This is a genomic window from Mesorhizobium sp. M7A.F.Ca.US.002.01.1.1 (assembly GCF_004022955.1).
In the GTDB taxonomy this organism is placed as follows: domain Bacteria; phylum Pseudomonadota; class Alphaproteobacteria; order Rhizobiales; family Rhizobiaceae; genus Mesorhizobium; species Mesorhizobium ciceri.
This window is the reverse complement of record NZ_RZQE01000147.1, coordinates 1-12,383: the sequence shown is the minus strand read 5'-3', so window position 1 is coordinate 12,383 and position 12,383 is coordinate 1. Positions and strand designations below refer to the sequence as shown.

The window sequence follows — 12,383 nt, the reverse complement described above, 5'->3', positions numbered from 1 at the left end:
ATGCAGCACCATGTCGCGCGAGGGCGCGGCGCGGCCGCTTTCGACGAAGCTCAGATGCCGCTGCGAGATTTCGGCCTCCATGGCGAGGTCGAGCTGCGACATGCGCCGGCGCGTGCGCCATTCGCGAATGAGGCTGCCGGCGGAGGTTTGGGCTGTTGTCATGAGTGAATGGTTAGGCTGGTGAGGACGGCATTTCAATTACCTGCGAGGTTATCGCTAGGTGAGCCCTCGCAGCTTTGCCTTCACTTCGAGGAAATCCCGCCACGCCAGCTTCTTGTGCGACGGGGTTCGCAGGAGATAGGCCGGATGCAGCGTCGGCATGGCCGGGATGGCGATGCCGGATGCCGTCGTGTGAACGCGCCAATTGCCGCGCAGCCGCAATATGCCTTCCGAGGTGTTGAGCAAGGTCTTGGCCGACGGGCCGCCAAGATTGATCAGCACCTTGGGATTGACCAGCTCGATCTGCCGTTCGATGAACGGCCGGCAGATCTCGGTTTCGTGCGGCGTCGGCGTGCGATTGCCCGGCGGCCGCCAGGGAATGACATTGGCGATATAGGCTGAAGTGCGGTCGAGCCCGATCGCGACCAGCATGCGGTCGAGCAGCCGGCCCGAGCGGCCGACGAAGGGCAGGCCCTCGATGTCCTCGTCGCGGCCGGGCGCCTCGCCGACCAGCATGACGGCGGCTTCCGGGTTGCCGTCGGCAAACACCAGGTTCTTGGCGGTGGCCTTGAGATTGCAGCCCTCGAACGCCGCCATATGCTGGCGAAGCTCGTCCAGCGTCGTTGCTGTGGTCGCCAATTGGCGGGCAAGTGCCGCCTGCGCTTCGTCGGGAACCGCAGTCGTCGCAGACGGCGACCGCGCGACGGGTGGTGCATTTGCTCTGTCCCCGGCTTCGCCGCGGGTCGTCGAGCGCAGCGGTGCGGCGGTGCCACCCGAAGGCGCTGCAATCGGCGCGCGTTCCGTCGGCTTTGGCGCAACCTCGGCGAACCGGTTCACCGGCTGCTCTTCGAGCGCCTCGTCGACGCCCACGCTGGCGTAAAACGCCAGCAGGTCGGCGATATCAGGTCTGTTGGTTGGGGAAGCGGCAGTCATCGATTCACATTCGTCCGCGTGGCGGCAATTTGCAAGGCTGGCAGCTTGGGTTCCTTCGCAGCCTCTCGCCGGCGCGTTGGCTGACGGAGCATCAAACGAAAAACCCGCCTGTGCGGCGGGTCACTGGCGCAACTCAGCACCATAGGCAAAAATGTACCATAGCTGAGCTCACCGGGTCAAGAAAAAATTCCTATCGTGTCAGCCCGTTGGTATGCGCGGATCCTGCACCAGGTAGAAGGTCCATCTGGGCGTGTAGTCGGTCATCAGGAATTCGAAGCTGGCGGTTTTCAGCGGGTCGACCTTGCCATTCCTGAACAGCAGCCGGTCATAGGGTTCGAAATCGCGATCGAAATCGGCGAAATTGCTCGACCGGATATTGTCCGGCGTCTTGTTGCGCTGGTCGAAGGAAAGCCCGTCGCCGAACACGCTCGGCTGGTTCAGGATCTCCTGCAATTCGAACTGGAATTCGACCCAGGCCTGGCCGCTGTTGTTGAGCACCTCGATGCGCATATACATCATGCCGTTGGCGAATTCGCCGGCCTTGCCGAAGGCCTGGATCGGCTTTGTCGTGCGGATCGTCAGCGTCACCGGCGTTGACGAAGTCAGCTCTTCGGTGATGACGAACGGATCGTCCTTCGTGCCGATGCCCGAGGCGCCGGTGATGTGGAAGCCGCCAAGCTCGTCGGAGAAGGAGTAGGCGCCCGCCGCCCAGACCTTCACTTCGTCGGCGGCAGCGTGATGCGGCGCCAGCATCAGAAGGGCCAAAAGGAGCGCCCGGCGGATCCGGCCGGGCGGGAAAAGAAAGCGCGTCGATGAAAAGCCGGCTGGCCCAGGAAAGCGCATGGCGTGAAGTATGGCCGATAAGCAAGCCGTCGAACAATTAAAAACGCGCGCCTCGCAGGCAATGGCGGGCGAAAAGCAGTCTTCCAGCCTCGCAATGCGCGACTTTTTGGCCAAAACGGCATTGTCACGTATGCGCCGGTTTCCTGTCGTCAATTGATGCGCTATGCAGCGCGGGAGCCAGCAAGATACCCGAATGGGATAAGCCAGTGCGGAGGGGTTGATGAGCGACATCGAACGCGAAAGCATGGAATTCGACGTGGTTATCGTCGGTGCCGGGCCGGCGGGCCTCGCCGCCGCCATCCGCCTCAAGCAGGTCAATCCCGAGCTTTCGGTCGTCGTCCTGGAGAAGGGCGGTGAGGTCGGCGCCCATATTCTCTCCGGCGCCGTCGTCGATCCGATCGGCATCGACCGGCTCTTGCCGGGCTGGCGCGACGAGGACGGCCATCCCTTCAAGACGCCGGTCACCGCGGACCATTTCCTGGTCCTTGGTCCTGCCGGCTCGTTCCGTCTGCCCAACATTTTCATGCCGCCGCTGATGAACAATCACGGCAACTACATCGTTTCGCTGGGCAATGTCTGCCGCTGGCTGGCGACCAAGGCCGAAGCGCTCGGCGTCGAGATCTATCCGGGCTTTGCCGCTGCCGGCCTGCTCTACAATGAGCAAGGCGCCGTCACCGGCGTCGTCACCGGCGACATGGGCGTCGAGAAGGACGGAACGCACGGCCCGGGTTTCGCACCCGGCATGGCGCTGATGGGCAAATATGTGCTGATCGGGGAGGGCGCTCGCGGCTCGCTCGCCAAGCAGCTGATCGCCAGATACAAGCTTTCCGATGGCCGCGAACCGGGCAAATACGGCATCGGCCTGAAGGAACTCTGGCAGGTCAAGCCGGAGAACCACCGGCCGGGGCTGGTCCAGCATTCCTTCGGCTGGCCGCTTGACTTGAAGACCGGCGGCGGCTCGTTCCTCTACCATCTCGAAGATAATCAGGTGGCGGTCGGCTTCGTCCTTCATCTCAATTACAAGAATCCCTGGCTGTCGCCGTTCGAGGAATTCCAGCGCTTCAAGACCCATCCGGCGATCGCGGCTACGTTCGAAGGCGGCAAGCGGCTGGGCTATGGCGCGCGCGCCATCACCGAGGGTGGCTGGCAGTCGGTGCCGAAATTGTCCTTCCCCGGCGGTGCGCTGATGGGCTGTGCCGCGGGCTTCGTCAACGTGCCGCGCATCAAGGGTTCGCACAATGCGGTGCTGTCCGGCATGCTGGCGGCCGAGCATGTCGCCGAGGCGATCGGCGCCGGGCGCGCCAACGACGAACTCGCTTCCTACGAGGAAGCCTGGCGCGCGACCGACATCGGCAAGGATCTGAAGAAGGTGCGCAACGTCAAGCCGCTGTGGTCGCGCTTCGGCACCATCGTCGGTGTCGGCCTTGGCGGCCTCGACATGTGGCTGAACACGCTGTTCGGTGTCTCGCCCTTCGGCACGCTGAAGCATGGCAAGGCCGACTATGCAACGCTCGAGCCTGCCGCCCGGCACAAGAAGATCGCCTATCCGAAGCCCGATGGCGTGCTGACTTTCGACAGGCTGTCCTCGGTGTTCCTGTCCAACACCAATCACGAGGAAAACGAGCCGGTCCACCTGCTTGTCGGCGACATGGAGCTGCAGAAGCGTTCCGAGCACGATGTCTTTGCGGGCCCCTCGACGCGCTATTGTCCGGCCGGGGTTTACGAGTGGGTCGACAGGGACGGCAACGCCGCCGCCGATCCCACGGCCAAGGATGTGCGCTTCGTCATCAACGCGCAGAACTGCGTCCACTGCAAGACATGCGACATCAAGGACCCGAACCAGAACATCAACTGGGTGCCGCCGCAAGGCGGAGAAGGCCCGGTCTATCAGGGCATGTAGGCCCGCGCCGGCCGCAGCGTGCAAAGGTCCCGACGATGGCTCGGGGTCTCCCGTGGCATGTGGAACATTAGAACTGTTGAAACTGCCGCGCGCTTATGGTTCCATTCCTTGACGATAAGGAGATGGCCAATGCGCCTGGCGGTTCTGGCATGCCTTGTGGCGATCGGTGCGCTGTTCGGCTTGGCTTCGGCGGCCTCGGCCGGCACCAGGGTGGTGGTCAAGACGCGGACCTACGACATCACCGGGAACACGGGGCTGGCGCTAGTCCAGGCTATGGACCGCAAAGGGCCGAAGCACGGCTTCATGACGCATGCCATCGCGCTGACCGGCTACGCAGTGGATTGGGACCTTGACACCAGCCAGGACAATGGCGTCTGCCGCTTGCGGCGTGCCAACGGCACGCTCAATCTCTTCTACACATTTCCGCGTGTCGCCTCGGCCACCACCCCGACGCTCCGGAAGCGCTGGACGCGGTTCTTCGCCGGCGTCCGCGCCCATGAGGAAACCCATGGCCGCATCGCCAGGGAGATGATGCGGGCCACGGAAAGATCCATCTCCGGCCTCAGGATTGCCGACGACCCGTCCTGCTACAAGACACGTCGCGAGGCACAGCGACGCATCAAGGCCACCAATGCCGCATATGAGGCCAAGCAGCTCGCTTTCGATGCGCGCGAGCATCGCGACGGCGGCCATGTCCAGCATCTCGTCATCGCTTTGGTCAGGCCCTGATCCTTCAGCCTGGCGTCTTGCCGGCCTGGACAATGGCCGCGGTCGCGGTTTCATGTTCATCGAGCGGCTTTTGCTGATTCAGCCTGAGCGAGAACTCCACCATGACCGGAAGGTGACCCGAGCCGGTGTCTTCCAGCCGTGTCGCCGAATGGATCGTCACGCCGCCCTTGCTGAAAACCTGGTCGATCGGCAGGCCGGCGAAGCGCCGCAGGAAATCCGGCAGCCTGATGTGGATCCAGGTCGGGCCGGCGGAAGGCATGACGGTCAGCCCGCCAAGCGCCGCGACCCGCCGCACGGCGGCACTCCATGGGGCGGCATTGCAGTCGCCCGCCATGATGGCCGTCTCGCCGAGCGCGGAAAGCGGCTCCGTCAACTCGCCGATCTGCCAGTACTGCTCGCGTGGCCAGGGCCAGCTGAGATGGATCGCGGCGACATCGACGTCGATGCCGCCGAAGTCGACGGTCGCTGTCGCCATGGCACCACGCCTTTCGCAACGCGCCTCGGTGCCGGCGGCAAAGGGCCGCCGCGAGAGCAGCGCGACGCCGAATATCTTGTTAGGGTAAGGACAGAGGATCCGGTATGGATATGCGCTGCTGATATAGCCAAGCTCGGTCGCCCACATCGCCGACACCTCGTCGAGGGTGATCACGTCGGGATTGGTCCGGCCGATCAGCGACAGCACCTTCTTCGGCGTTGGATTGTCGTAGCGCAGGTTCATCTGCAGCAGCTTGTAGATCGCGCGGTCTTCGTTCTTGGCTTCATAGGCGGCCTGAACCGGCCACAGGCGGGAGAAGGACAGCGAGCCGGAAGTGGTGGCGAAGGCCGCCACGGCAAAAAGCAGTGCCACGGCCGCTTGCAGTCGAAATGTCGTGGCCAGCAGCGGCAGTGCGCAAAGCGCCATCAGCACGGCAAGATGGACGCGGAAATGCGAGAAGGAATCGAAGGCGGGATGCAGCGTTCCGAAAAACCCGGCCACCAGCGCGATCGAACAGGCCAGCATTGCCAGGAATGCAACCGAAATCAGCAATGTCCCGAAGCCCGCTCTCTCCATGCCGCCTGCTTATCGGCAGAAATGCGGCTCAATCAAGATGACGAAATGCCCATGCGATGCGTGGAATCGGCCTACTGGAACGCCGTTTCCGAAAAACTTCTGAGCTTGCGCGAATGCAACCGCTCCATCGGCATTTCCGCGAGCTTCTCCATAGCCCTGATGCCGATGGTCAGGTGCTGCGCCACCTGGCGCTTGTAGAATTCGGTCGCCATGCCGGGCAGCTTCAACTCGCCATGCAGCGGTTTGTCCGAAACGCACAGCAGCGTGCCGTAGGGAACACGGAAGCGGAAGCCATTGGCGGCGATGGTCGCCGATTCCATGTCGAGTGCGATGGCGCGAGATTGCGACAGACGCTGTACCGGCCCACGCTGGTCGCGCAGCTCCCAGTTGCGATTGTCGATGGTGGCGACGGTGCCGGTGCGCATGATGCGCTTCAGGTCGTAGCCCGAAAGGCCGGTGACTTCGGCGACGGCTTCCTGCAACGCCACCTGGATCTCGGCCAGCGGCGGGATCGGCACCCAGACCGGAAGATCGTCGTCCAGCACGTGGTCCTCGCGCACATAGGCATGCGCCAGCACATAGTCGCCCAGCGCCTGGGTGTTGCGCAAGCCGGCGCAGTGACCGAGCATCACCCAGGCATGCGGCCTCAGCACCGCAATATGGTCGGTGATGGTCTTGGCGTTGGAAGGCCCGACGCCGATATTGACCATGGTGATGCCGCCATGTCCCGATTTCTTCAGGTGATAGGCCGGCATCTGCGGCAGGCGCGGCGGTGCAACGCCTTCGCTGGGCGCGCTCTGCCCGCCCTTGGTGATGACATTGCCCGGCTCGACGAACTCCGTGTATCCGCCGCCGCCATTGGCCATCAGGTCGCGGGCGCGGGCGACGAATTCGTCGATGTAGAACTGATAGTTGGTGAACAGCACGAAGTTCTGGAAATGCTGCGGCGTGGTTGCCGTATAGTGCGACAGCCGGTGCAGCGAATAGTCGATGCGCTGCGCCGTGAAGGGCGCCAGAGGCCTCGGCTCGCCGAAGGCGACTTCGAAGGTGCCGTTGGCGATCTGGTCGTCGGTGCCGTCGAGATCGGGCACGTCGAACAGGTCGCGGATCGGCCGCTTGATGCGCTCTGCCGTCGCGCCGTCGACATGGGTGCCTTCAAGGAAGGCGAAATGCAGCGGGATGGGTGTGGTCGATTCCGACACCGTGACCGCAACCCCATGATTGCGCATGATCAGGCGCAACTGCTCGACGAGGTAGCTTTCGAACAGGCCCGGCTGGGTGATGGTGGTGGAAAAATGCCCAGGCGTCGGCATATGCCCATAGGCCTGGCGCGAGTCGATCTGGGTGAATGAGTTGGTGGTGACGCCGATCTCCGGATAGAAGGCCCGGTAGCGCTTGCCATTATCACCGCCTGCTGCCGCCAATTCTGCGAAGGAGTCGCGCAGGAACTTGGTGTTGCGATCGTAAAGCGCCTGCAGTGCCTTGACGGCCTTTTCAGCGCTATCAAAGCTTTGCCGGCCAAAAGGCTCCGGCATGACGACAGATTCGATGGCTTGTGGGTAGATTCGCTTTTCCATGGCTCAATATAGAGACTTGGATCGGCACTTGGGAGGGGTGTCGCGACCGAAGGCGGTCAAAGCGCCGTTTTTCTTCAACCGCGCTGCAGGCTGACCAGAAGCACAAAGCCGACGCCGGACTTCTTCAGGGCCGGTGCGTCGATCGTCGAGCCGGTGTCGGCGCGCATCATCGGCACGGCCAGGACCGGAGCGGCCAGAACCGTCAGGATAAGCGCCGCCCGCGGCAGAAGCCGAAGGGTCTTGAGAGCGTTGGCGGCGATGCGGTTCATGGCGTTCAGCTTTTCTTTTCGAGGTCTTGGTTTCTTTGTTCAGTTGCGAAGATGGGTGGGGCAGGCGAGGCGGCAGGTTCTGGAACTGGCTTCGTCCCAGGCGCGGGCCGGACGGCCCGCTTCAGCGACGAGGATGGCGAAGAACATTCCAAACAGGCTCACCAGCAGGCAGACGATGGTGAAGCGGCGAGCAAGCATTGGGTCGGTCTCCTTCAACACGCCGGAGAATGCCCTGATGCAACTGAACCGGCTCTGATGGCGGCGTTCATCTGCGGTTCAAGATGATTGACGGGGTTTCGATGGCGCTGGCGTCGGTTGGATAGCCGCCGGCCTCCATCGAGCATCACCGGCGCAGGATGTGTCGACAAAACGAAAACGGGGCCCGTCGGGGCCCCGTCATCAGGTCGGAAAGATGCGCTCGATCAGAGCTTGTGCCAGGTCTGGCTCTTGCAGATCAGCCCGCCGAGCACGCAGCCGCTCATCTTGAGAGAGGTGCCCGACAATGTCGCCTTGCCCGAATAGGTCTTGTCGTTTGCCGGATCGGTGATGTTGCCGGCATATTTGTTGTCGCCCGTCGCCTTGAGGGAGCCGATGGTCTTGCCGGCATATTTGCCGGACTTGAGCGTGATGGAAAACGAGCCGCCGCCAGCGATGGCTGCGGTGTCGCCGGCCTGCGTCTTCCAATTGCCCTCGATCGGATCGGCCCAGGCCGCACCGGCCATGATCAATGTGGCCGCAAGGGCCAGGCTCACTCTTCGAAACATGTCTTCCTCCCTTTAGATGTCCGGCCGGATGCTCCGCCTCGGTCTGCCGCTTACGCAAACGTAAGCTAATCCAGCTCCCGGCAAAACAAAAGCGGTGCCGCAACGGAAGACTTTCGGATTTTGAAGGGCCCCGAATGCGCCTCCTGGCCAAGGAAATGAAACGATCGGCGCATCGCCTTTGTCTCCTGTGGTTAGCGAAGTCTTGAATTGGCATCGGGAAATTTTCGTCAAATTTGACGCAAGCAGGCTGAATTGCTGGCTTTGTATCCTTAACGAATTTCCGCGTTTACCTCTTGTTTTAGCTTTGTTTTCCTCAAATTAAGCACGCCATTTAACGACGGATTCAAGCCTGCACGGCATTCTCGAAAGCATCGGAAGAGCAGCCGCCAAGGACGAAAGAAGGCAGCTCTCGGGAGCCTGACAGGGGCCGGAAACAGGGGATTGAAATGGCACGTTTTGAAATGCTTGAAGCAGGTTTCGGCGCCATGGGGGCAACTGCCCAGGCCGACATCCTTTTCGAACTGGGCATGATGTATGCGACCGGACGCGATTGCGAGACCGATGTCGTTGCCGCCCACAAATGGTTCAACATCGCCGCCATCAAGGGCTCGGCCCGCGCCGCGGAACTGCGCTCGGAACTGTCGGCGGCCATGTCGAAGGTCGAGATCGCCACGGCGCTTCGCGAAGCCCGCGAATGGATGACCATGCACTGAAATCTGCCAATCGCAGACAAGCCTATCGAAGACAGGGAAGCTCCGGGATCAAGGCCGCACAGACGGCCGGACCCGGCGAAATTGAAGGCCGCGCAAGACGGTCACGAGGGCAAGCGAAAGAACGCGGCAGGCCGCAAGGCCCAGTCGTGCGCGACACAGGGAAGCTGAGCGGGATTTTTAGGGGCGGGGGCGCCTGGAGATTGCTCGACGGGCAAAAAAGCCACGACCAGCCGGAACAAGGCTGGCGTGGCTTTTTGCGTGGATGACGTCTTGCAGGCCCAATCGAGCGGCGCCAATGCGCCTAGACAGGCCGAATGAAGGATGAAATTGTCCCGCCTCTCTGGAAGAAGCGTGGCCGGGGCGGCCGCGCGTGAGTGGAGGAGTTCTACCATCATGAAAAAATTGAGTATTTTGAACGCGGCCATATTCGGCCTGATGATGAGCACGCCGGTCGCATTCGCCGACGATATCACCTTTGCGGTGATTGGCCCGATGACCGGACAGCTCGCCACCATCGGCGATCAGTTCAAGCAGGGCGCACAGGCCGCTGCCGATGCGATCAATGCCGCTGGCGGCGTCAACGGCTCGATGATCAAGCTTGATATCGAAGACGACCAGTGCGATCCCAAGCAGGCGGTGTCGGTTGCCAACCGCGTCGTCGCCGATGGCGTCAAGTTCATCGACGGCCATGCCTGCTCGGGTTCGAGCATTCCGGCCTCGGCCGTCTATGCCGAAGCCGGCGCGCTGATGATGAGCCCGGCTTCTTCCAACCCGGTGCTGACCGACGCGGCCGCCAAGGCCGGCTGGCCGACGATCATGCGGCTTTATACGCGCGACGATGCGCAGGGCGCCTTCATCGGCCCATGGATCGCCAAGAAGTTCGCCGGCAAGAATGTCGTCGTCCTGCACGACAAGAGCGCCTACGGACAGGGCGTGGCTGACGCCGTCAGGGCAACGATGAATGCCGGCGGCCTCAAGGAGGTCTATTATGACGGCATCAACGCTGGCGAGAAGGACTATTCGGCTCTCGTCACCAAGCTCAAGGACTTGAAAGCCGACGTCGTCTATTTCGGCGGCTACCATCCTGAAGCTGGCCTGATCCTGCGTCAGTCGGCGGAACAGAACCTGAAGTTCCAGCTGATCATGCCGGACTCCATCGCCTCGCCGGAATTCTGGCAGGTCGCTGGCCCGGCCGGCGAGGGCACCATGTTCGTCTTCCCGTCGGATCCGCAGGCAAAGCCGGAAGCCAAGGCAGCCGTCGAGAAGATCAAGGCCGGCGGTTTCGTGCCGGAGGGCTTCACGCTGTTCTCATACGCCACCATCCAGGCATTCGCCGAAGGCATCAAGCGTGCCGGCAGCGACGATCCGGCCAAGGTTGCCGAGGCGCTGAAGAACGGCACGCCGATCAGCACCGTTGTCGGTAATGTCACCTTCGACGAGAAGGGCGATCTCAAGAATGCCAGCTACGACATCAACCAGTGGCATGACGGAAAATATGCGCCGATCGCGCAGTAATCGCCGGCCCGGCGACTGAATAGCATAGGGAAATGGCCGGGGTCGTCCCCGGCCATTTTCTTGTTTGCCCTGTAGTCTGCCTTTCGAACCGTCAGCTGGCTACAGCGGCCGAAGCGGCTTGTTCCTCGAAGAATCGCACCAGCACTGTCCCGTCGGTCACCTGCGCGCCCTCGGTGGCAATCTCGGCGATCACGCCGTCATGCGGCGCGGCGATGGTATGTTCCATCTTCATCGCCTCCAGGATCAGCAGCGGTTGGCCCTTGATCACGGCATCGCCCTTTCCCACGCGTACCAGCTTGACCAGTCCCGGCATCGGCGCGCGCAGGCTGCCTGAACCCGCCGCTGCCTCGTCGGCCCGTGCCAGCGGGTCCGGCACCGTAAAGGTGTAGCCGACGGCGCCTTCAAACACGGTGATGTGGCCTGGCCAGCGGGCGAGGCGTGGTGTTGAGCGAAAATCATGCGAATTGGTGTCGTCATAGGGCTTGTCCAGCGTCACCTGGAACCGCCCGTCATACCGCACCGAAACTTTCGCCACGATTTCGTCTTCGCCAAACTTCAAACGTGTGCGTCGCGCCACGCTGTGGAAATGCGCATAACCGGCAAGCGACGACCACGGATCGTTGGGTGACGGCGATGCTCCGGCGCCGGAGGCCGCAACGGCCGCGGCAGCGATGGTTTCGCCAGTCGGCGGCGCGACCTCGATCAGCGCCGTCTGGTGCCTGGCGATCAGGCTGGTGTCGACATCGCCTGCGGCGAAATCCGGATCGGCGGCGAGAGCGGCAAGAAAGGCGGTGTTGACGGTCGAGCCGGCGACCTCGGTTCGCGACAGCACTGCACCGAGAGCTTCGAGAGCCGCCTGCCTGTCCGTTGCGTGGACGACCAGCTTGGCAATCATCGGGTCGTAATAGGGCGAGATGGCGTCACCCGCTCGCACGCCAGTCTCGATGCGCATCGTGGCGCCTTGCGGGGCCGCATCCGGAAATTTCAGATGATGCAGCGTACCGGTCGCCGGCAGGAACCCTTTTGCCGCGTCCTCGGCATAGATGCGCGCCTCGAAGGCATGGCCGACGAGCGCGATCTCGCTTTGCGTCTTGGGCAGCTTTTCGCCTGACGCGACCCGCAACTGCCACTCGACCAGGTCGGTGCCGGTGACCATTTCGGTGACCGGGTGCTCGACCTGCAGACGGGTGTTCATCTCCATGAACCAGAAGCGGTCGGCCTTCAGGCCCTGCGAGGCATCGACGATGAACTCGATGGTACCGGCGCCTGAATAATTGATCGCCTTGGCGGCCTTCACCGCCGCCTCCGTCATCGCCTTGCGCAAAGCGGGCGTCATGCCGGGCGCCGGCGATTCCTCGATCACCTTCTGGTGGCGGCGCTGCGCCGAGCAGTCGCGCTCGTAGAGATGCACGACATTGCCCAAATTGTCGCCGAAGACCTGCACTTCGATATGGCGCGGCTTGTCGACATATTTTTCGACCAGCACACGGTCGTCGCCGAACGCGGCTTTCGCCTCGCGCCGTGCGCTGGACAACGCCTCGGAAAACTCATCGGGATGCTCGACCCGGCGCATGCCTTTGCCGCCGCCGCCGGCGCGCGCCTTGATCAGCACTGGATAGCCGATCTCGCGCGCCTTGGAGGCAAGCAGCACGATCTCCTGCGCCTCGCCATGATAGCCCGGCACGACCGGCACGCCGGCCTTGTCCATCAGCCGCTTGGCGGCGTCCTTCAGCCCCATGGCACGGATAGAGGCCGCGGATGGGCCGATGAAAATAAGCCCCGCCGCTGTCACCTGGTCGACGAAATCGGGATTTTCCGACAGGAAGCCGTAGCCGGGATGAATGGCTTGCGCACCCGTTGCCAGGGCCGCCGCGATGATCTTGTCGCCGCGCAGATAGCTTTCGCCGACGGGCGAGGCGCCGATATGCAC

14 protein-coding genes are annotated in these 12,383 nt (G+C 62.8%); 5 read left to right on the top strand and 9 right to left on the bottom strand.

From position 1 onward, the window contains the following. From EN932_RS16420 to EN932_RS16410, 3 genes are all read right to left on the bottom strand, one after another. A partial coding sequence (locus EN932_RS16420; RefSeq protein ID WP_164756606.1) for a helix-turn-helix transcriptional regulator occupies positions 1 to 162 on the bottom strand: 162 nt, incomplete at its 3' end. A 54-nt stretch (positions 163 to 216) separates the two neighbouring features. Continuing rightward, entirely contained in the window at positions 217 to 1,092 is an 876-nt protein-coding gene (locus EN932_RS16415) for a uracil-DNA glycosylase (protein ID WP_128368917.1), read from the bottom strand. A gap of 198 nt (positions 1,093 to 1,290) precedes the next feature. After that, a complete protein-coding gene (locus EN932_RS16410) occupies positions 1,291 to 1,935 on the bottom strand; it encodes a hypothetical protein (RefSeq protein ID WP_013532621.1) in 645 nt (214 codons plus the stop codon). Positions 1,936 to 1,945: 10 nt separating this feature from the next. Between EN932_RS16410 and EN932_RS37990 the strand changes: the two genes are divergently transcribed. The 3 genes from EN932_RS37990 to EN932_RS16400 all read left to right on the top strand — a co-directional run bounded on the left by EN932_RS37990 (position 1,946) and on the right by EN932_RS16400 (position 4,564). Further along, entirely contained in the window at positions 1,946 to 2,092 is a 147-nt protein-coding gene (locus tag EN932_RS37990) for a hypothetical protein (protein ID WP_156949323.1), read from the top strand. Between the two features lie 63 nt (positions 2,093 to 2,155). Beyond that, positions 2,156 to 3,835 carry an electron transfer flavoprotein-ubiquinone oxidoreductase gene (locus tag EN932_RS16405; RefSeq protein ID WP_127369303.1) on the top strand — a complete coding sequence of 560 codons (1,680 nt, stop codon included), beginning with the start codon at positions 2,156 to 2,158 and terminating at the stop codon, positions 3,833 to 3,835. A gap of 129 nt (positions 3,836 to 3,964) precedes the next feature. Then, on the top strand, positions 3,965 to 4,564 hold the full coding sequence (locus tag EN932_RS16400) for a DUF922 domain-containing protein (protein ID WP_127369304.1): 600 nt from the start codon (positions 3,965 to 3,967) through the stop codon (positions 4,562 to 4,564). A gap of 4 nt (positions 4,565 to 4,568) precedes the next feature. Here EN932_RS16400 and EN932_RS16395 read toward each other — a convergent pair whose 3' ends face one another. The 5 genes from EN932_RS16395 to EN932_RS16380 all read right to left on the bottom strand — a co-directional run bounded on the left by EN932_RS16395 (position 4,569) and on the right by EN932_RS16380 (position 8,225). Next, the gene (locus tag EN932_RS16395) at positions 4,569 to 5,615 is read right to left on the bottom strand and encodes an endonuclease/exonuclease/phosphatase family protein (RefSeq protein WP_128368916.1); all 1,047 of its coding nucleotides are present in this window, start codon (positions 5,613 to 5,615) and stop codon (positions 4,569 to 4,571) included. Between the two features lie 71 nt (positions 5,616 to 5,686). After that, positions 5,687 to 7,150 carry an AMP nucleosidase gene (locus tag EN932_RS16390; protein WP_245459357.1) on the bottom strand — a complete coding sequence of 488 codons (1,464 nt, stop codon included), beginning with the start codon at positions 7,148 to 7,150 and terminating at the stop codon, positions 5,687 to 5,689. A gap of 116 nt (positions 7,151 to 7,266) precedes the next feature. Next, positions 7,267 to 7,461 carry a hypothetical protein gene (locus tag EN932_RS16385; RefSeq protein WP_027162961.1) on the bottom strand — a complete coding sequence of 65 codons (195 nt, stop codon included), beginning with the start codon at positions 7,459 to 7,461 and terminating at the stop codon, positions 7,267 to 7,269. Between the two features lie 39 nt (positions 7,462 to 7,500). Beyond that, positions 7,501 to 7,659: a hypothetical protein gene (locus EN932_RS37985; protein ID WP_023812838.1), complete on the bottom strand. Its 159-nt coding sequence runs from the start codon at positions 7,657 to 7,659 to the stop codon at positions 7,501 to 7,503. 224 nt (positions 7,660 to 7,883) lie between these two features. Beyond that, on the bottom strand, positions 7,884 to 8,225 hold the full coding sequence (locus EN932_RS16380) for a DUF2147 domain-containing protein (RefSeq protein WP_013532615.1): 342 nt from the start codon (positions 8,223 to 8,225) through the stop codon (positions 7,884 to 7,886). Between the two features lie 446 nt (positions 8,226 to 8,671). Here EN932_RS16380 and EN932_RS16375 point away from each other — a divergent pair, with 446 nt between their 5' ends. Together EN932_RS16375 and EN932_RS16370 are read left to right on the top strand one after the other, a co-directional pair. Next, entirely contained in the window at positions 8,672 to 8,938 is a 267-nt protein-coding gene (locus EN932_RS16375) for a sel1 repeat family protein (protein ID WP_013532614.1), read from the top strand. 393 nt (positions 8,939 to 9,331) lie between these two features. Continuing rightward, entirely contained in the window at positions 9,332 to 10,453 is a 1,122-nt protein-coding gene (locus EN932_RS16370; protein ID WP_013532613.1) for an ABC transporter substrate-binding protein, read from the top strand. 91 nt (positions 10,454 to 10,544) lie between these two features. Here the strand turns inward: EN932_RS16370 and EN932_RS16365 are convergent. After that, the coding region (locus EN932_RS16365) for an acetyl/propionyl/methylcrotonyl-CoA carboxylase subunit alpha (RefSeq protein ID WP_164890504.1) at positions 10,545 to 12,383 on the bottom strand (1,839 nt) is incomplete at its 5' end.